This is a genomic window from Corynebacterium sp. UMB10321 (assembly GCF_030228725.1).
Lineage (GTDB): Bacteria > Actinomycetota > Actinomycetes > Mycobacteriales > Mycobacteriaceae > Corynebacterium > Corynebacterium pseudogenitalium.
Map to the genome: position 1 here is coordinate 162,912 of NZ_JASOZC010000003.1, position 18,937 is coordinate 181,848.

General features: G+C 57.4%; 19 protein-coding genes. 1 reads left to right on the forward strand and 18 read right to left on the reverse strand.

Annotated features, from left to right (window positions below):
• Positions 1–15: 15 nt before the first annotated feature.
• Both QP752_RS05285 and QP752_RS05290 read right to left on the reverse strand, forming a co-directional pair.
• The gene (locus QP752_RS05285; RefSeq protein ID WP_176754856.1) at positions 16–963 is read right to left on the reverse strand and encodes a diacylglycerol kinase family protein; all 948 of its coding nucleotides are present in this window, start codon (positions 961–963) and stop codon (positions 16–18) included.
• Positions 960–1,958, reverse strand: coding sequence for a PHB depolymerase family esterase (locus QP752_RS05290; protein ID WP_256008190.1), 999 nt, complete (start codon positions 1,956–1,958; stop codon positions 960–962). Before QP752_RS05290 ends, QP752_RS05285 begins: the two co-directional genes overlap by 4 nt.
• A gap of 44 nt (positions 1,959–2,002) precedes the next feature.
• Here QP752_RS05290 and QP752_RS05295 point away from each other — a divergent pair, with 44 nt between their 5' ends.
• Positions 2,003–2,776: a class I SAM-dependent methyltransferase gene (locus QP752_RS05295; protein WP_256008191.1), complete on the forward strand. Its 774-nt coding sequence runs from the start codon at positions 2,003–2,005 to the stop codon at positions 2,774–2,776.
• Between the two features lie 2 nt (positions 2,777–2,778).
• On the opposite strand, the gene der is transcribed toward QP752_RS05295, so the two are convergent.
• The 16 genes from der to QP752_RS05375 form a co-directional block, all read right to left on the reverse strand.
• The gene (gene der, locus QP752_RS05300) at positions 2,779–4,272 is read right to left on the reverse strand and encodes a ribosome biogenesis GTPase Der (protein WP_070362498.1); all 1,494 of its coding nucleotides are present in this window, start codon (positions 4,270–4,272) and stop codon (positions 2,779–2,781) included.
• A complete protein-coding gene (cmk, locus tag QP752_RS05305) occupies positions 4,269–4,961 on the reverse strand; it encodes a (d)CMP kinase (RefSeq protein ID WP_070363526.1) in 693 nt (230 codons plus the stop codon). Before cmk ends, der begins: the two co-directional genes overlap by 4 nt.
• A 12-nt stretch (positions 4,962–4,973) precedes the next feature.
• Positions 4,974–5,900, reverse strand: a complete 927-nt coding sequence (locus QP752_RS05310; RefSeq protein WP_070362499.1) for a pseudouridine synthase — start codon at positions 5,898–5,900, stop codon at positions 4,974–4,976.
• A 62-nt stretch (positions 5,901–5,962) separates the two neighbouring features.
• Complete coding sequence (scpB, locus tag QP752_RS05315; RefSeq protein ID WP_070362500.1) at positions 5,963–6,517, reverse strand: SMC-Scp complex subunit ScpB; 555 nt, start codon at positions 6,515–6,517, stop codon at positions 5,963–5,965.
• A gap of 17 nt (positions 6,518–6,534) precedes the next feature.
• A complete protein-coding gene (locus QP752_RS05320) occupies positions 6,535–7,353 on the reverse strand; it encodes a ScpA family protein (protein WP_070977091.1) in 819 nt (272 codons plus the stop codon).
• Between the two features lie 11 nt (positions 7,354–7,364).
• Positions 7,365–8,237, reverse strand: coding sequence for a ParA family protein (locus QP752_RS05325; protein WP_070362502.1), 873 nt, complete (start codon positions 8,235–8,237; stop codon positions 7,365–7,367).
• A 67-nt stretch (positions 8,238–8,304) separates the two neighbouring features.
• Entirely contained in the window at positions 8,305–9,339 is a 1,035-nt protein-coding gene (locus QP752_RS05330; RefSeq protein ID WP_284804745.1) for a hypothetical protein, read from the reverse strand.
• Between the two features lie 50 nt (positions 9,340–9,389).
• Positions 9,390–10,307, reverse strand: a complete 918-nt coding sequence (gene xerD, locus QP752_RS05335) for a site-specific tyrosine recombinase XerD (protein WP_070362504.1) — start codon at positions 10,305–10,307, stop codon at positions 9,390–9,392.
• Positions 10,308–10,955 (reverse strand): NUDIX hydrolase, encoded by a 648-nt coding sequence (locus tag QP752_RS05340; RefSeq protein WP_070477172.1) that lies wholly within the window; start codon positions 10,953–10,955, stop codon positions 10,308–10,310.
• A complete protein-coding gene (locus QP752_RS05345; protein ID WP_083329555.1) occupies positions 10,952–11,758 on the reverse strand; it encodes a copper transporter in 807 nt (268 codons plus the stop codon). Before QP752_RS05345 ends, QP752_RS05340 begins: the two co-directional genes overlap by 4 nt.
• A 19-nt stretch (positions 11,759–11,777) precedes the next feature.
• Positions 11,778–12,968, reverse strand: coding sequence for a putative cytokinetic ring protein SteA (steA, locus tag QP752_RS05350; RefSeq protein WP_284804749.1), 1,191 nt, complete (start codon positions 12,966–12,968; stop codon positions 11,778–11,780).
• 49 nt (positions 12,969–13,017) lie between these two features.
• Positions 13,018–14,742 (reverse strand): DNA repair protein RecN, encoded by a 1,725-nt coding sequence (recN, locus tag QP752_RS05355; RefSeq protein ID WP_070977099.1) that lies wholly within the window; start codon positions 14,740–14,742, stop codon positions 13,018–13,020.
• Between the two features lie 6 nt (positions 14,743–14,748).
• Positions 14,749–15,672: an NAD kinase gene (locus tag QP752_RS05360; RefSeq protein ID WP_070977101.1), complete on the reverse strand. Its 924-nt coding sequence runs from the start codon at positions 15,670–15,672 to the stop codon at positions 14,749–14,751.
• 2 nt (positions 15,673–15,674) lie between these two features.
• Positions 15,675–16,499 carry a TlyA family RNA methyltransferase gene (locus tag QP752_RS05365; RefSeq protein ID WP_070477182.1) on the reverse strand — a complete coding sequence of 275 codons (825 nt, stop codon included), beginning with the start codon at positions 16,497–16,499 and terminating at the stop codon, positions 15,675–15,677.
• 189 nt (positions 16,500–16,688) lie between these two features.
• The gene (locus QP752_RS05370) at positions 16,689–17,681 is read right to left on the reverse strand and encodes an HAD-IIA family hydrolase (RefSeq protein ID WP_083433158.1); all 993 of its coding nucleotides are present in this window, start codon (positions 17,679–17,681) and stop codon (positions 16,689–16,691) included.
• Positions 17,681–18,355 (reverse strand): hypothetical protein, encoded by a 675-nt coding sequence (locus QP752_RS05375; RefSeq protein ID WP_070477184.1) that lies wholly within the window; start codon positions 18,353–18,355, stop codon positions 17,681–17,683. Before QP752_RS05375 ends, QP752_RS05370 begins: the two co-directional genes overlap by 1 nt.
• Positions 18,356–18,937: the final 582 nt, after the last annotated feature.

The following is an 18,937-nucleotide window of genomic DNA, read 5'->3' on the forward strand; positions in this document are numbered from 1 at the left end:
GCCCTGCAGCGGAATCTATCGCATCAGCACCAACGCTTGTGGGATCACCCGGATAGTGGCTGCTTCGATCGACCCGATAGTGTCGCCATCAACTTCGAATACTTCGGGGGCAGCGAAAGAAACGCTTATCGTGTGTCCTTTGAAATAGTCCATCTGCGGAGCTGGGATACCCTGCCACCCGCCACCGAGGAGTGCACGCAGAGTGTTAAACACGATGCGTAGGCCAATCAGCAACCATCCGATAAGTCCACGCGGAGACATCGCCACGACATCAATTTCGCCATCGTCGGGGAGCGCATCGGGGAACAGCGGGATTTTATTCACCAAGTCACCGCAGTTGCCGAAAATCATGGTGTGCAAGCGACGCCTGTTCGAGGGATGGTCGTCGACGGTTACGGTAGCCTCCACACTGTTACCACCGCCCAGCGATCGTGCGATCCCGCCGATGTATGCCAGCGGACCTATGCGTCGCTTTAATTCCTCCCTGGTACGTTCAACCATCTGCGCATCAAGGCCCACTCCAGCCATGACTGTGAACCCATAAGTCTCCTGCGAGCCGTCGCGCCGAGTGACTGTGGCTTCGCAAAGGTCCACAGCGTGCTCTTCTCCAGTAAACGCACGGCGTATCGCGCTCTCAGGATCCAATGGCAAGCCAAGGTTTCGCGCAAGTAGATTACCGGTACCAACTGGGATAATCCCCATCTTGATGCCGGTGTCTGCTAGGACGTGAGCGATGCGGCGGACAGTACCGTCACCTCCCGCGACGAGTACCACGTCCACGTCCTCGGTGAGTGCAGTCGCGAAGCCAGCAAGTGCCGTGTCCTCTTTTGTCGTGGGTACCCAGCAAATTTCGCGGCGAGGGTCAGCGTAGAGTTCGACAAAGCGCTCCAAAACCGCAGCGCGAATCTTCGTCGGGTTATACACCACCACAGCGGTGCGATGAAACAACTTTTCCGAAGTCACTTTTGCATCCCTATTCCGAAGAATTCCAGTACTGCTTCACTGGCAAAACCGATCGGCAAATTCGATGCCGGCGAAGTACCAGGCCCAAGCCATTCGTGCTTGCCGCCATCCACTTTGTAATGCACAAGCCCCGCATCACAGCCGACCCATTCAGCTTTTGCTACACCGGGCAGTGCTTCTGACCACTCTGGTTTCGGCGCCTCCTCGTCAGTGGCTTTGCAGTGGTTGCGTCGAGCTTCTCGCTCAACGTCTTGATAGGCACCAGCGTAGTGCGTCTTGTGCCGGGTTCCTCCGCTGTAGTCAATGACGCTGTCAGCGGTCCCGTGAATGTCGATGCGTTTGACGGGGATCGCCGAGCATCCCTCAAGCACCGCGTCATAGACGGCGGCTGACACAGTCGCCACTGCGGTGTAATCCTGTGGCCGCTGGCAGCTCAGGAACTCCGCGAACCCTCCACCATTTGAAAAGCCTGCGGCGAATGTACGAGCAGGTTGGGTGTGAAACTCTTGTTGTAGCTGCGCCCGCACGGCGTCAGCGAATGCCAGGTCCTGACGTGCGTTCGTATTTGCATACGGTGCTGGCGCCCACGCCTTGTTCACACCTTGCAAGTACGCCACAACCGCGTCCGCGTTGTTAAGGCCCGTCGTGCGCTGCATCGACGCAGCTGTGCTCGTGTAACCGTGGAATACGAGTATGAGTGGCAAACCTTCTCGCTGCTGCGCACCCTTTGGTAGCGAGAGTATGTACTCGCGCTGCAGTCCCCCAGCCGGGATCGTCCGTGACTCGACTGATGCAGAGCTCCACGGTTCGACTTCCGCAACCGTGTCAGGCCGACTACCGTTTTCCACTGTACGCAGGGGATTCGGCAGCGCATCGGCTGCCTCCGGCTCCTCGTTGTCTCCACTACAGCCAGCCATGACTGCGCAGCCAAGCAGCACAGCGAGCAGCACCGTACGCAACGACCAGCGCCGGTTCATCGTGTTGGAAATGTTCACTCGCGGATTCTCCTGACAGTCACAGGTTGTTAGGTTAGTTGATTATGAAGCCAAGCGGAAAGCACCAACCACTGTTTCACAGCAGTGAGCACCGGCTGAATTCGTCACGCGCGTTCACAGTCGGCGCAGACACTTATGATGCGGTCAGACCGTCATATCCGGACTCAGTAGTTGAGCTACTTGCCGGTCGCGGAGTCGTCCGCACTGTCTTAGATGTTGGTTCCGGTACCGGAATTTTTGCTGCACAACTGCAGGCCGCCGGGCACCGAGTTGCTTGCTGTGAACCCTCACCAGACATGGCGAATACACTGCGCGCCCGACACCCAGAGCTTCCAGTATGGCGCGCAACCGCCGAGTGCACCGCATCAGCACCCAAGCATTTCGACGCCATCACCTTCGCCCAAGCGTGGCACTGGGTCGACCCACACCTCGCTAGCGCAGAAGCTGCCCGAATCAGCAAAGATGACGGCGAACTTCTCTTATGCTGGAACACCCTCGAAGTGGAGCATCCGTGGGTACTACGTCTGGCAAAGATTATGCACTCTGGCGATGTGCTTACCAAAGGCTTCTACCCCACTGTCTTCGAGCCTTGGCACCTCAAGCGGGAACTACGAACAACGTGGATTCAACCGATCCGGACGGATCAGCTATTCACGCTCATGGCGACCCGTTCCTATTGGCTTCGCGCAAACCAGCGCACTCGGGACAAAATGACGAACAACCTCACCTGGTACCTGCATGAGCGCCTCGGATTCGATCCTGGCCAACTTATACCACTGCCGTACAGGACCGACGCGTTCCTGTACGGCCGTAGATAATGCTACTTACGACGCCGCGGGTTACGTTCACGCACACGAACTGCGATCCGAATCGGCGTGCCGTGGTAGCCGAACTGCTCACGGAACTTTCGCTCCAAGTAGCGGCGGTAGCTGCCGTCTAGGAACCCCGTGGTAAACAGGACGATTGTCGGTGGGCGCGTGCCAACCATGGTGGCAAACAAGACCTTCGGCAACCGGTTGTTCTTCATCGGCGGTGGGTTTGCGGCAATCGCATCGCGCAGCCAGTTGTTCAGCTGTCCCGTGGTGATTCGACGATCCCAGTTCTCAAGTGCTTCCTCCATCGCCGGCTCAAGGCGGTGCAGCCCGCGCCCAGTGTCTGCCGAGATATTGAGTTTCGTCACCCACGGGAGGTGCCCGACCATCTCATCAAACTCGCGGTCGAAGTAGTAACGACGGTCCTCATCCATCAAGTCCCACTTGTTGAAGCAAATGACCATCGCCTTGCCTGCTTCAAGCACCATGGAGATCACTCGCTGGTCCTGCTCAGAAATCTCCTGGGAGGCGTCGATAAGCACGACGCACACCTCCGCTGCCTCGATGGTGCCTCGGGTACGAAGGCTGGCGTAGTACTCGTGCCCCTGCGCATTCTTGACTTTCTTCCGCAGCCCGGCAGTATCGATGAACTTCCACAGTTTGCCGTCGAGCTGGATCAGTTCATCAACAGGGTCAACAGTGGTACCTGCAACGTTGTCGACTACGGCGCGCTTCGATTTGGAAAGCTTGTTCAGCAAACTCGACTTGCCCACATTTGGGCGTCCAACCAGCGCAACTGCGCGTGGGCCATCTGTGATGGAGTCCTTCGCGCGCGGCTCATCCGGAAACAGTCGCAGAATCTCGTCGAGTACATCCGCGCCGCCGCGACCGTGCAATGCTGAGACTGGCCACGGGTCCCCGAGGCCGAGCGCGTACAGCTCAGCAACGTCGCCCCATTGCGACTCGGACTCAAACTTGTTCGCGACCAAAATGACTGGAACTTCGGAACGCTGCAGATTGCGAGCCATCGCCTCATCTGACATCGTGATGCCGGTGTGGGAATCGACCACAAAAACGATGACGTCTGCAGTTTCCATAGCAGCTTCCGACTGGTGCGCGATAGCCGCGTTGATGCCTTTCGCGTCCGGGTCCCAGCCACCAGTGTCTTGCACCCAGAAACGTCGCCCTCCCCAGTCAGTAATGTAACTGATCCGGTCGCGAGTCACACCAGGGTGGTCTTCGACCACGGCTTCACGACGCCCAATAAATCGATTTACCAGTGTGGACTTGCCCACGTTTGGGCGTCCAACGATGGCCACCGTCGGTAGGGCCTCTTCGATGTAGTCAGGATTGAAGATGCCGAACGCTTCCTCAACGGCTGCCCACTCTTCCTCGGTGTACTCCTCAGCGGAGTTGAGATCTCCGAAGTCCGCCTCACCGAAATCCGCATCGTTGAAGTCAGCTTCATTGAAATCCTGTGGAAAGGAATCTCCTGTGGTCATTTGCTGCTCCTTTCAATCACGTCGACGAGGGCCGCCAGCACCTGTTCAGGAGCCATCTCAGAGGTGTCTACGATCAATGCGTCATCAGCTGGCTTCAGTGGGCTGGTCTCACGGGAGGAGTCAAGGGCATCACGACGTTCCACGTCTGCTAGCACCTTTTCAAACTCTACTTTGCGGCCTGCTGCTGTGTCTTGGTCGAACCGGCGCTGTGCACGCACCTGGGCTGACGCCGTCATGTACACCTTGGCCGGTGCATCTGGCAAAACTACGGTGCCAATGTCCCTGCCCTCAACGATGGCGCGATGCGCCTCAGAGGCGAGGCGACGCTGCAGGGCCACCAAATTTTCACGGACCTCTGGGATCGCGGCAACAGCAGAAACTGCACTGGTTACTTCCGCCCCTCGGATCACGTTGGAGACGTCCCGGCCGCCCAAAATAACAGCCTTGTCATCGGGGTCGTCGGAAACCTCCATCGGCAGATCAGCAGTAGCAGCGATGACTGCACTAGTGTCTTCCGGATCCACGCCGGCGTCCAACACCGCCAACGTCGCAACTCGATACATCGCGCCCGTGTCGATGTACTTTGCGTCAAGCTTCTTGGCTAACGCTCGGCACATTGTCGACTTGCCAGTACCCGACGGCCCATCCACTGCGAGCAGCAGACCATTATCTGGCTGGTTACTCAACATCGTTTCCTCCATTTACATCCCCACCGCCTTGAACAGTGATGCCAACTCAGATGAGTTAAGTGCGCGCATCGATCCTGGCTTCATATCGCCGAGCTGCACCGTGTGCACTTTCGTTCGCACCAGACGCTGTACCGGGTAACCAGCTGCTTTCAGCATCCGACGGACAATGTGCTTGCGGCCTTCGTGTAGTTCGACGCGCACAATCGACTGACCATTGTGCACATCGACGATCTGCACGTAGTCTGCCTTCGCCACACCATCATCGAGCTCAATACCGTCGCGCAACTGCTTAGCATCAGCGGATTTAAACTCGCCGAGTACCGTGGCCAAGTACGTTTTTCGAACTTCGTAGCGCGGGTGCATGAGGCGGTTTGCAAGCTCGCCGTCGTTGGTAAGCAGCAAGAGCCCTTCAGTGTCGGCGTCGAGACGCCCGACATGGAACAGACGCTGACCTGCAGCGACTCTCTCAGCAACGAAGTCACCAACAGAGGCGCGATCATGCTCATCTTGCATGGTTGTGTGTACTCCGCGCGGCTTATTAAACGCGAAATACTCCAAGTCCTCGTTTACATTGATGCGTGCACCGTCAACTCGAATCACGTCGACGTTCGGATTCACACGGGTGCCCTGGACGGTAACGATCTTCCCGTTGACCTCAACGCGCCCCTGATCAATCATAATCTCAGAGTGCCGTCGCGACGCGACGCCTGCTTGTGCGAGCACTTTTTGCAGACGGATCCCGTCGGTGTTCTTCTTGCGCTGCTTTGTTTCTTCGTCGTCCCACCAGTTGTCATCGAGTGGGTTCGGAGCCTCATTGGCAGCCTTGGCGCGCTTGTCACGCTTGACATGTTGTTTACGTGCCGGTTTCGCATACGAAGGATAGAACGGCTCGTTCTTTCCTTGTTCCGGTATGCCATCTCGGCGAGCGGGAGGATTCATCTTGAGTCCTTTTCTCTTTGCGAGTTATACAGTTCTTCGAACGACCGCAAGTGTAGCAGCCTTTACCATGCTTCCTCGATATCGTCGATCTCAGGCAACAATGGCGCCAGGTTCGGCAGTCGCTCAAGTGAATCTATGCCCAGCAACTCAAGAAAGAGCTCGGTAGTGACGTAACGGTGCGCGCCGGTCGACTCGTCTGGATCAACCTCGGCAATGAGCCCTCGCAGCGTCAGCGTTTTCATCACACCATCAACGTTGACGCCGCGTACTCCGGAAACCTGCGTGCGTGTCACCGGCTGGCGATATGCAACCACCGCAAGCGTCTCCATTGCCGCGCGGCTCAGCTTCGTCTGTGCACCATCAAGCAGAAATGCCTCCACGGCGTCTGCGTATTCTGGGCGCGTGTACAATCGCCACCCCTCAGCTGTCCGCCGAACGTCGATCCCGCTGCCGCGCAGTTCGCATTCCTCGGACCAGTCCTCGAGCTGCTTCTCGACGTCTCCCAGCTCCGCCCCCAGTGCCGACGCTAATGCATCTACCGTGACTGGATTGTCCGCGACCAGCAAAATCGATTCGATACGTGCGCGAAGCTGCGAAACCATTTGGGGAGCATTCATGGTCTGGCATTCTATCGCTATTCCCAGTTGCTTGACGCAACCACAGCAGGATCGACGTTGATTCCTGTCCAGGAAACCTCCAGGCTACCGAGGGCTTCTGGCTGCTCGGTCTCCACCGCGCGAGCCTTGTACAACTCCAACAACGCCAAGAAGCGCCCCACGAGTTCCATGGAGGAACTACAGTCCTTCGTGAGCACCTCAAATGCGACCCACTGCTCCGCACCAAGGAGATGCAGCGCGCTCAGTAGCTTCCCGGCCTGCTCGGGCACCGAAACGCTGACCGCGTGCAAGTGGTCCGTCCGCACTTCCTCCGGTGGGCGGGGCCGAAACACAGCAGCGGCCAACTCCGCAAAGGAATCAAGCGTGTGCCCCAGCTGCACAGGTGGAAGCAACGCAGCGAATCGGTCTTCGATTGAGACCGCACGCGGGTACCTCCGCTTCGCGTTGCGTTGCCAGGCCACGAACTCGTCAGCGACCTGCTGATACGCACGGTACTGGAGGAGACGCGCAAAGAGCAGGTCCCGGGCCTCCAGGAGCTCAAGATCTTCAATCTCTGTATCTCCGTCGCGCGGAAGTAACCGCGCAGTCTTCAAATCCAGCAGTGTGGAAGCCACAAGAAGAAATTCAGTGACTTCGTCAAGTTGCGCTGCTGCACCCAGCGCACGCGTGTATGCAATAAACTCGTCGGTCACCTCAGCTAGTGCAACTTCGGTCACGTCCAGCTTCTTGGAGTGGATGAGGTGCAGGAGCAGATCAAACGGCCCCTCAAAGTTCTGGAGGGCCAACGTAAAACCGGTGATCTCGGGCTGGACTCCCGTGGTGGCGTCCTCAGACACGGTGCAACAAACTACTTATCAATGCGCTCGAGCAGCTCAAGCGCCAACTGCCGGTACTGCTCTGCGCCTTGGGAGTGCGGCGCCCAAGTAATGATCGGTTCACCGGCAACCGAGGTCTCCGGGAATCGAACCGTTCGGGTAATCACCGTGTCAAAAACTCGCTCGCCGAATACCTCAACGACTCGATCCATCACTTCTCGCGCGTGTGTAGTGCGGCGGTCGAACATCGTGACCAGGATGCCTACGATGTCAAGGTCGAAATTGATGCGGTCTCGCACCTTTTCCACTGTGTCAGTCAACAGCGCAAGACCACGGAGCGAAAAGTACTCGCACTCCATCGGAATCATCACGCCCGCCGAGCACGCCAGCGCATTGACGGTCAACAGGCCGAGCGAAGGGCCACAGTCGATGATGATGATGTCGTATTCATTTCGTACAGGGCGGAGCGCACGGGCCAATGTGTGTTCACGGCCGACTTCATTGACCAGTTGAATCTCCGCAGCAGAAAGGTCAATGTTCGCGGGGACAAGGTCCAGCCCCGGCATATTCGAGTGCCGAATGGCCGCGTGGATCGACGCAGTGTTGTCAAAAAGCAAGTCATACACGGTGACTTGCTCTTCATCATGGGACACTCCAAGACCGGCAGAGAGCGCTCCCTGCGGGTCGAGGTCAACAAGCAGCACCTTGCGCCCTTGCTCTGCGAGACATGCACCCAGGTTGATTGTCGACGTCGTTTTGCCGACGCCACCCTTCTGATTCACCATCGATAGGATGGTCGCCGGGCCGTGGTGCTCGAGCGGTTCAGGCTGAGGGAACTCGCGGAATGGACGTCCCGTGAGAAACTTCTTTTCTTCAGCAGCGTCAAACAATGCGTTGCCTGCCATTGTCATCCCTTCCGTCCAATGCGCGTCACGTGTAAGCCCTTGACGCAATCATCTTACAATGCCATACCTAGTTATGTGCCTGTCGCCTCTTTCGAATCAGGAACACGATGAGCAGCAAGGCCACCAGTGCCGCAATTCCTGCGATGCCCAGGGCAAGAAGGCCGTCATTCGCCCTCGATTCGTCAAGTGTTTCCGCTTGACTGTCGCCTCCCTGCGTATTTCCATCCTTTGGTGCAGCAGTCGGAGCGTTCTTTGACGTTATCACCGCGATGAACTCCGCCGCCGATCCATCCCGGACAACCTCCATGATGAAGGGGTTATCCGGCGTCTGTCCCTCCGGGTACGTTAATGTCAGCGTGCGCGACGCTACGTCCACGTCACGCTTCACGCCTTCAATGATATTGCCGTCCACGTCTACATAACGAAGTGTGGCGCCTTCCCTATCGGTCTTAGCGTACTTCATCAGCTGTCCGGCCTTACTCAGAGGCACCTTCACCACAATGCTGTTGTCCTCGATGACGCCCTCGAACTCCAAGCGCTTCGCGTTCGTGGTATCCACCTCCTTGGCTGGGACACGGTGGGCCTGTGGCGCAGCGGGCGCGTCGTGCACACGTTGATCTGAGTCTGAACCAGTCTCGGATCCGTGTCCTTCCCTGTTTGAGTCATCAACGCTATCGCCATGTGGCTTGCCAGCACCATCATTGTTTTCAGGCTCCGCAGCGCTCTCAGGTGGAGCATCAACGGTCTCACCACCGCCCACTGCGACGAGATTCACGGTCGCCGAGTATCCCCCAGCGGAGACCGGAACGCTCACCGTTGCACCTGGAGTATCAGGAGCAGTCACGGACACAGAAGTGCCAGATGATACAACGGTCCAGCCACCCGAACTGTAATTGAGGCTCAGCGGAACACCGGTGTCGACAGTCGTAGTCTGCCCGGCCTGCACGTGGATCTCGGAAGGGATGGCCTGCTGGATCGCGGCAGGATCAAGCCCCTCCGGCAACTGCGCATACGCGTTCATATCAACTCCCGAGGTGCTCAGCCCGAGAGCGCATGTAGCAGCAGCGACAGTTGCGAGAACGTGGGGTCGTCGAAAAGCCATGTGGCAAGAATCCTTCCGGTCGTGCATCAGAACATGTCAACCCTACATACCTATGCACGAGGGTGCGTAGCGTGCCAGACTTCCCGAAGGCTTTCCGCAGTAACGTGTGTGTAAATTTGGGTAGTCGTCACAGATGCGTGCCCAAGCAGTTCTTGCACTACTCGTACATCGGCGCCGCCGTCGAGCATGTGTGTTGCAAAAGAATGCCGCAACGTGTGAGGAGAAACATGCTTGGTGATCCCGGCTCGCTCAGCGGCCCGTCTGATGACCGTCCAAGCACTTTGCCGAGACAAGCTGCCGCCGCGTGCGTTCAGAAATAGCGAATGAGAGCGCCCTTTGGCCAGCGCTGGGCGTCCGCGCACCAGATATTTTTCGACGGCCTCCTTCGCCATCGACCCCACCGGCACGATGCGCTGCTTATTGCCCTTGCCTGTCAGTGTCAGTACCGCGTGCTGTTCGCCTTCGAGCGCCATGAAGTCATCGACGTAGAGCGCCAGTACTTCCGACACACGCGCCCCCGTGGCGTAGAGCAACTCCAGTAACGCTTTGTCTCGTAACCCAATCGGCTCCTCCGTGGGGCACGAGTCCAGCATCTTGCCGACCTCTTCGATACTTAGCGTATCGGGCAGCTTCTTACCAGGCGAAGGTGGAGCTACTTGGGCTGATTCATCACCTGCAAGTACGCCCTCAAGCACCCCAAACTTGTGTAGTCCGCGGGCAACCACAAGTGCGCGCGCAGCCGAAGATGCCGCCAACGGCGCAGCCCCATCAACTCCACGCCGTAGGTCCGCCAGGTACGCCTCGATGTCTGCAGCGGTCACCTCAGACAAGTTGGCTTTGCCGTTGGCATGCAGCCACGAGGCATACCGTCTAAGATCCCGACGATAGTTGCTCAATGTGTTTGCTGAAAGACCTCGTTCAACTGCAAGGTGCTCGAGCCAACGCCTAACAAGCTCATTGACGTCCAACTAGATCCTCTTCATATCGGGCGTGACGCCTTGCGCTATGCGTCGCTCTGCTAGCGATCTTGGCCGCAGGTCAAAGGGCTCGGTTACATCACGCGGCTCTACCTCGCCTTCTAGCACTCGCGCCGCTGCCATCACTCCGGCAATCGCAATCGAGTTCACGATGTCACCGCGAAACACCATCGATTGTGCCTCTTCAATTGGCACCCATTCCAGCACCATATCGGCTTCTTCGAACTCGGCTTCACCACGAGGGGCCTCACGGAGATCCGAAGCCAGGTACACACGCACCGCTTCTTCTGCGAAACCCGGGGACGTCACCAGATCCAGCAACAATGCCCACTTCTCAGCAGCCAAACCAGCTTCCTCGGCCAACTCACGCTGGGCGCACACAAGCGCGTCTTCCTCGCTGACGTCGAGAAGTCCAGCAGGAAGTTCCCACAACCGGCGCCGAACGCTGTGCCGGTACTGGCGGACCATCGCAATCCTTCGTTTGGAATCGACGGCCACCACTGCAACCGCACCGAAGTGCTCTACGATCTCGCGTGCCGCGGAAGCGCCCCCCGGCATCGAAACAATATCTTTGCGCACCGCGATAATCGGTGCATCCAGCAGCAGCTCCGACTGTTGAACTTCAAACTCGTGCATCATTCGACCGCCAATTCTTCCGCAAGCGAAAGCACCGCCGACACCCTGCCTGCTTCCGTATCAACAAACCCACCGTCTTCATCTGGCGCCGCATACACTGCCGCAGCTAAGTCATTGAGCTCCGCGGTCATGTCTGTCAACAGTTGTGTCCCGAAAGAACGCTCCCCGCCGGTATCACCGGCGCCGATCACAACAATCGCATCAGCAGGCGCTGAAACATCTGTGTCGTCTATAAAACCGCCTCCATGCAGCGCCTCTATAACGAAATTACGATCAGATTCCGGAGCCACCGGTTCACCAGTCGCTGGATCCTTGAGCAGAACGCTCCCCAGCGACTGGCCAGCATGTGTGCCAGGCGCGCGTCGATCAACGGAAAGCTGCGCTCCTGCCGGCAGGGTGTTCGCGATGATCGTACTCAATGCATCAGCCGACTCCTGCTGGGTAAACTTCTCGCCCAACGTAATCTGGCCCGCTTCTGATGCCCCTGCGGTGCGAAGCAGCCACGTTACAGCATCGACATCTTCTGCTGACGCATCGTGCGTGCGAAGCACCATCACTGACTTACCATCCAGCGTGTTCGCAACAAGCTCGGCCGAATGCTGAGCTATCACTGCATCGGAAAACTCAAATTTTGTCCCCTGCGAGGCGTCAGCCGACTGTTGCGACTCGCCTAACTGCGACGACGTTGAAAAATCAAGCGTGCCCATTGCTGGCGCAATCACCAGCATTCCTGCTGCGACACCAAGTGCAATGCCCCAGCCCAGACCTGCTGCAACATAACCTGCCGAACTACTTCCTGAAGACATCAAAACCACCTACTCCCTATTAGCTCCACAGACTCTGCAGCTGTGTAACTATCGTGTTCCACGTATCCGCCAGGTTCGTGCTAAACGGCCCACTCCCGCCAAGCCCGACGATGAGTACAATCGTCGCCGCAGCAACAAGCAATCCCAAAATTGCCCATGCCCAGGCGACTCCCCGACCAGTCGTCAGATTGTACAAATCAGCTATCACTGTGGAATCCACCAGTTTTTGACCCGCTTTCAAACGAGTGAGCAGTGCTGCCGGCGAGCTTTCATCTGATTCGGTAAAGATACGGTCCAGGTTCACGGGCTGCTCAACCATCACGATCATTTCTGCATCGTGGAACACGCTCAGTAACACCGCCAGGTCTGTTGCAGATTCGGTCGCGGCGGGAAACGTCATCGCACCTACTCCAAGATCCTGGATGCGCTCCAGACCAGGCGCGTAGCCGTCGGGGTCCGCTGGCAAAATCACCCGCGCGTCGCTTCGCAAATTTTCTTCAGCCACGTCGCCCGGGTCGCCCACGATAAAGTCGGGCGCGTACCCCATCTCCGCCAAGGTATTCGTCGCCTTGCCTACGCCAATCAGCACAGGTGTGAACTCACGGATGAAATTGCGCAACGATTCGATACGCTCTCGGAGATCTGGGCACGGGCTCGCGATAATAACTTTTCGGTCCGCAATCACGTCACCTAACTCAGGCGCGCCAACACCATCGATAAGCAGCGGCGATTCGGAGTGTATAAATTCGATCGTGTTTCCGAAGTACGCCTCCATGTGATCTACGAGGTGACGCTGTGCTTCAATAAACGTCGCGTCAACATCAGCGCGCACCACTGGTGAAGCAGAACCGACTTCCTTGCGCCCAACCTTGATCTCACCCGAAGCCGTTACGGATGTCTTCTTGCCATCGCGTATCGACGCCCGCATCTCCGCACCGGCAGCTTCAAACAGTGGAATGCCGGCGTCGAGAAGCAAGTGCGGGCCGTAATTAGGCACAGCCCCAGTGCTAAATCGTGCAATATTGACAACCGCCGCCGGTGCCGCGTTGATCAACATCTCAGCTTCCCTACGGCTGATATCTGGAGCATCAACGAAGGCAATATCCCCAGAATGAAGACGGCCGCGCCCCTTGCCTTGCGGCGTGCAATCACGCAGCGGTCCCTGCAACGGCGCGCTAGTCGATTCAGAAGTTGCAGAAGTTTCAGTCATATGTTGAATTCTGCCTGCATCGCACGCCAAGTACTGCTAGGCGCGCGGGCTATCGACGAAACTCTTTTGTTTCGCGCTGTGCCTGCTCCAGTAGCTCCGCCGCGTGCGCCTTTCCTGTTTCCGAGTTCGCCATCCCAGCCATCATGCGAGCTAGTTCCTCCACGCGCTCGGCATCGTCAAGCACAAGCACTCCTGATGTCACGGTTTCATCGCCAACGTTCTTCGCAACGTGTAAGTGTCTGTCCGCGTAAGCCGCAACCTGTGGCAGGTGCGTCACCACAATTACCTGATTGTTTACTGCGAGCCGTGCAAGGCGACGCCCTATCTCCACCGCGGCCTGACCACCGACACCAGCATCAACCTCATCAAAGACGAATGTCGCGCCGTGCGTTGACCCGGCAAGGATCACTTCAATCGCGAGCATGACGCGTGAAAGCTCACCTCCTGACGCGCTGGTTGCCAATGGCTTTGGCTCTGACGCAGCGTTAGGCGACAGACAAATCTCGACAGCATCAGCGCCATCACGGCCGTAGTCTGCTCCCTCAACGCGGACGCTCAGCACAGCCTTAGGCATCGCCAGCCCATGCAACTCCTGTGTCACTGCCTCAGAGAACCGTCGTGCAGCATCGCGACGAATGCCCGTCAACTCCTCAGCGTGCTGCTTCATCTCGGTCGCAGCGTCATCAACCCGCAGTTGAAGCTCCGCGAGGGCCTCATCCGACGTATCAATTGACGCCAACCGTTGCTGCGCCTCGTCCCTCCAACGCAGCACACCATCAATGTCCGACGCGTACTTTCGGGTCAGCACTTTTAACGACTGTTGCCTCTGAAGCATGTTCTCGAGCGCATGCGGATCCGCATCCAACGAAAACAAATACGTTCCAAGTTCCGAAGAAACATCCGAAAGCACAGTGGCGGCTTCTTCTAGTCGACGCCCCAGCTCCTGCAGCTGCGTATCAGTGGATGCACCAAGTGCACTCGCAGCCTGCCCTACCAAATCTGAAGCGGCGGACGCCTCGTCATACTCACCAACCGCCTCAGCGCCATCGATTGCAACCATCGCCTCTTGAACCGCGGAGCGCAATCCATCAACATCTTGCAGGCGCTGAATCGCAGAGACGAGCTCAGCGTCTTCACCTGGCTCGGGTGCGACCTCGTCGATCTCGTTGACAGCAAACAGGAGACGGTCCTGTTCCATCGCTAATTCTCGACGCCGCTTTGTCCGCTCCTCTAAATCTCTCTTCGCAACGCGCCAGCGCTTCCACGCTTCCTGATACGCACGGAGAACCTTTGAAGCAGCAGGATCGAAGCGGTCCAACGCATGCAGTTGCTGTTCTGGCGACATCAAACGTAGCTGATCGTTCTGGCCATGAATCGTAAGCAGGTGCGAGGAGACTTCGTTGAGTGTCGCAGCCGGTACCGCTCGGCCACCAAAGTGCGCCTTCGACCTGCCTGTCGCTTTTACGGAACGGACTACGACGTACTCACCATTTTCATCGAGGACCGCACCAGCGTTCTCCGCGATCTTCGCAATAGCCTCGCGACTGTCCTCGTGGATTCCTGTTACCGCAAACGCGCCCTCCACCACCGCTTCCGGCGCTCCCGTCCGAACACGAGAAGCATCAGCACGACCACCAGTCAACAGCCGCAAACCCGTGACCACCATCGTCTTACCGGCGCCAGTTTCACCCGTAAGGACTGTCAAACCTTCCGAGAGCTCCGCGCTAGCGTGAGGGATCACACCGAGGTTCCTGATAGCAATTTCCGACAGCACGCCGATCTACCTCTCTTTGTCTGGGCCACGCCACCCAGATACCGGAAGCTGAAACTTCTCCACCAGGCGGTCGGTAAACGGACGCTCATCAAGCCGAACCCAGCGCACCGGGCGGCGACCACGCGTCACTTCGACCCGTGCACCTGGCGGCATCATAATCCTTCGAACCCCATCCATCACGACAACAGCGGAGCTGGTCGTCGAAAAGGACTCAACCGCTACCGTCGACAACGGTGAAACAACCATTGGCTTCGCGAAGAGGGCGTGCGCATTATTCGGAACCACCAAGATGGCATCGAGCTCAGGCCACATCACCGGACCACCGGCCGAAAAAGCATACGCGGTTGATCCAGTAGGCGTAGATACCAGCACACCATCACAACCGAACGAAGATACCGGCCTGTAATCAATCTCCAGAAACGCATCAAGCACTCTTGTACGATCCGAGTTCTCAATGCTGCATTCATTCAGCGCCCAACTTTCGCCAAGCACTTCACCCGTCGCATCCAAAACCCGCACGTCAAGTGTCATGCGGTCTTCAACCCGATATGAGCGCGCTATCACCGAGGACAGCACATCTTCCAGGCTTTCCGCTTCGGACTCTGCCAAGAATCCCACATGGCCGAGATTCACCCCGAGCACTGGAATGTCCTGAAGGTGCGCAAAGTTTGCTGCGCGTAAAAACGTTCCATCGCCTCCAAGCACAAATACAAGCTCGCAGCCTCGGCCAGCCTCGGCCCCTGGGCTTACGTGCTCGAGCTTCTGCAATACTGGATCCTCTTCAGCGGGACTTGATTCCCCCGCAGAAAGCAACTGCACCTCAATGCCAGCCTGCTGCAGCATCCGGGCAGAATTCGCCGCAGCCTCAATATTGTCGGGCCTGTAAAAATGGGGCACCAACAAAATGCGTCGCCGATCATCTACAGACATTTCTACGCTGGCCCTTCCTGCACCGCCTGTGCTGCCATCTCTTCGACGGCCTCGACAGATTGTTCCTGCGCATTTGCTGTCTTACGCAGCCACAGAAAGTATTCTACGTTACCACTCGGACCTGGCAACGGAGATGCAACCATTGATTTCACCTCAAGCCCCAGCGACTGTGCGAACAATGCGACATCTACCACTGCTTCTCGACGCAGCTCTGCCGAACGAACGACACCCCCGTGACCAACGCGGTCTTTACCAACCTCAAACTGTGGTTTCACCATCGGCAGGAGGTCCGCCTCGTCCTCAAGCGCTGCTACCAGCGCAGGAAGCACAAGCTTCAAAGAGATAAACGATAAATCACCCACCATGCAATTGGCCGACTCGCTCAGCATGTCGGCAGTCAACGACCGTATATTCACACGGTCCATCACCGTCACACGCGGATCGTTTTGCAGCCGCCAAAGTAATTGCCCGTAACCGACATCTACCGCAAAGACCCGGCGGACACCTCTTCGTAGCAAAACGTCAGTGAATCCCCCCGTTGACGCTCCCGCGTCAATCACCGTCCTATCCTTGACCGTAAACCCAAGCTTTTCGAAGTGCTCTAGTGCCCCCAGAAGTTTGTGCGCGCCACGGGAAGCCCAGTCATCGGTGTTATCAACATCGACCTTGATGGAAACATCGGGTTCGACAACTGTAGCTGGCTTTTTTGCAGGAAACCCTCCGACCTCAACGCGTCCTTCAATAATCCATGTCCGGGCCTGCTCCCGTGAACGAGCGATCTTTCGTCGAACAAGTTCTGCGTCAAGGCGTCGCCGACCAGGTGCCACCCGTACTCCTCTCCTACGGCGATGCTCAGTCTTTTAGCGCTTCTGCTAAAACGTCATGAGCCTCAGCCAACTGTTCAAGTTCATCCCTTATCGTAGACGGCACCCGCGCCAGCACACTATCTACCTTCGAACGCAATTCTTCCGGTGAAATGCCGACTCGCCTTGGATCGTGGGGTTTCGGGGCGTGCCCTACCACCACGACTCCACAGCCTTCTGCGCCCACTGCGATACCGGCTCAACCACTCGTACTTCGGCCTCTGCAGACCACGCAACAGCCAGAGCCGTTCGCAAGGCCTCCGTAGGCGAAGAAGATGCAGCACCACCGTTAAGCAGGAGCGTATCTCCTTGCAGCTTCGCCACGAAACCGCCCTGTGCTCCCGGCCGCAAGCTCTCCGCATCTGCCAAGAGGCTACGCAAGTCATCACCAATATATGTCGGGCGCTCCACCGGCTTAGCCGCCAACAAAGCATAAGGACCAGACACACCTGTAAGTACCTGCAACGTATCCATCCCCGCACGATTTCCACCGGCAATATCGGTATCTAAACGGTCACCGACCGCCAACGCTCGCGTAGCACCCGACAGCTTCACAGCCTGATGGAACATAGCCGGTTCTGGCTTTCCGGCCGCCTCTGGGACAACGCCGGTTGCTGACGTCACCGCCGCCACCATCGAGCCATTACCAACCATAAGCCCCCGCTCCATCGGCAAGGAAGTATCAAGGTTTGAAGCCAAGTAGACCGCCCCGTTGTGAATCGCCAACGCTGCTTCAGACAGCTCACGCCACCCAGTTTCCGGGCAGTGCCCTTGTAGCACCGCAACTGGTGCGTCGTCAGCACTAGAGACTACGCGATAACCGGCCCCAGAAACCAAGTCTTTGAACGACTGCGCACCAAGAACAAGGATGGGATCATCCTCTTTCAACAGGGGTCGCGCTAGCTCCAAAGCTGCCTCTGCTGAGGTAATAATCTCCTCACTCGAGCACTCTAGCCCAATATCACCAAGCATTTCGGCGACGAGGGCCGAAGGCCGGGATGCATTATTCGTGATGTAGAAAGGTGTCACACCACATTCGATGATGCTGGAAACCGCATTGTCTAACGCGCGGCCGCCCTCCCAAACCGTGCCGTCTAAGTCAAAGAGCAACACGTCATATTGATGAGCAAGAGAACCCAAAGCCACTACTCCGTCTCTTCCAAACGCTGCTTCGCATCCGTCAACATCTCCGGATCCAACTCAATAACATGCTTGAACCAGTCAGCCGCTTCAGCCTTTCGGCCAGCAGCCAGCAATGCGTCGGCGTAGGCGTAAGACAAACGCATTGCAGAGACGTCCCGCTCGTCCTTGTTCGGACGTACACGTTCCAACGTCGCAATCGCAGAATCAACCTGGCCCAGATCGCGACGCGCACCAGAAAGAACGATGGCAAGCTCAATACGTCCCTCACGATCGAGGTCTCGCGCCTCAGGACTCCGACCAAGCTCCAACGCCTTCTCGGGACGACCAAGTCCGCGTTCAGCATCAGCCATCACAGCCAAAAGCCCAGGGCCGCCACTCATGCGCCGGGCAGCTCGCAGCTCAGAAAGTGCCTCTTTCCACTCACCTGCGTGGTAAGCGATTACACCATTCGTTTCACGAACAACCCCAACACGTCCAGCACGATTCTTTGCTGCCCTAGCATGACGCAAGGCAAGCGCCGGGTCGTCGTCGAGCAGATCTGCAGCCATAATCATGTGCTTCGCGACGCGAGTTGCGTTGTCATGTGACAACACCTTCAAATCTTGCAGCACGGACGGGTCGAGAACACTGATGTCAAGATCGGAAGGCAGGTCGGGTTCAGAAAGCTTTTGAGCCATCCTATCCTCGCGGTAGCCCTGCCGACGAGGCTGCGAGCGATTGTGACGATTGTTGAATTTGCGTTCTTCATCGCCGCCAGGACGAGCGTTTCTGCTCCTACCACGGCCGTCACCGCTGCGATCATTGCGACGATCCCTACTGTCGTCGCGCCGACCTTTCCGGCCCCCATTGCCTGGCCGCCCGTTCCGCCCCTTGGAGGAAGAAGAACCGTGGTTGCGACGTGGTCTCTCGTTAGAGCGATCGGACATGAAACACCTTTCTATTGGAACAAGTCATTATAAACAGGAATGTCCGAAAAAAAGAACTTATTGTGCACCTGTTGAAACAAATTCCCAATCATCCGGTCAGCCAGAGTTGCACCTCTGAGTCTACAAACAAGGAGCGCTGGCGTCATCAGACTTCGTAGAGACGGCCCTCGTTGTTTGTTGTGGGGGTGCACAAAAAAGAGTGTGGTGGGTACCACCACCCCCAACAACGGGAATAATGGAACCCACCACACACAAGAAAATGAAGTTATAGGCCGGCGGTAACCTACTCTCCCACACCCTCCCAGGTGCAGTACCATCAGCGCGGGCGGGCTT

Coding starts and splice junctions, on each gene's coding strand:
- QP752_RS05345 (WP_083329555.1), bottom strand. CDS start 11,758: ATGTCTTCAGGAAGTAGTTCGGCAGGTTATGTTGCAGCAGGTCTGGGC.
- QP752_RS05330 (WP_284804745.1), bottom strand. CDS start 9,339: ATGGCTTTTCGACGACCCCACGTTCTCGCAACTGTCGCTGCTGCTACA.
- steA (WP_284804749.1), bottom strand. CDS start 12,968: ATGACTGAAACTTCTGCAACTTCTGAATCGACTAGCGCGCCGTTGCAG.
- QP752_RS05310 (WP_070362499.1), bottom strand. CDS start 5,900: ATGAATCCTCCCGCTCGCCGAGATGGCATACCGGAACAAGGAAAGAAC.
- der (WP_070362498.1), bottom strand. CDS start 4,272: ATGACCACAGGAGATTCCTTTCCACAGGATTTCAATGAAGCTGACTTC.
- cmk (WP_070363526.1), bottom strand. CDS start 4,961: ATGTTGAGTAACCAGCCAGATAATGGTCTGCTGCTCGCAGTGGATGGG.
- QP752_RS05360 (WP_070977101.1), bottom strand. CDS start 15,672: ATGTCTGTAGATGATCGGCGACGCATTTTGTTGGTGCCCCATTTTTAC.
- QP752_RS05340 (WP_070477172.1), bottom strand. CDS start 10,955: ATGATGCACGAGTTTGAAGTTCAACAGTCGGAGCTGCTGCTGGATGCA.
- QP752_RS05375 (WP_070477184.1), bottom strand. CDS start 18,355: ATGGCTCAAAAGCTTTCTGAACCCGACCTGCCTTCCGATCTTGACATC.
- scpB (WP_070362500.1), bottom strand. CDS start 6,517: ATGAATGCTCCCCAAATGGTTTCGCAGCTTCGCGCACGTATCGAATCG.
- QP752_RS05295 (WP_256008191.1), top strand. CDS start 2,003: ATGAAGCCAAGCGGAAAGCACCAACCACTGTTTCACAGCAGTGAGCAC.
- QP752_RS05325 (WP_070362502.1), bottom strand. CDS start 8,237: ATGGCAGGCAACGCATTGTTTGACGCTGCTGAAGAAAAGAAGTTTCTC.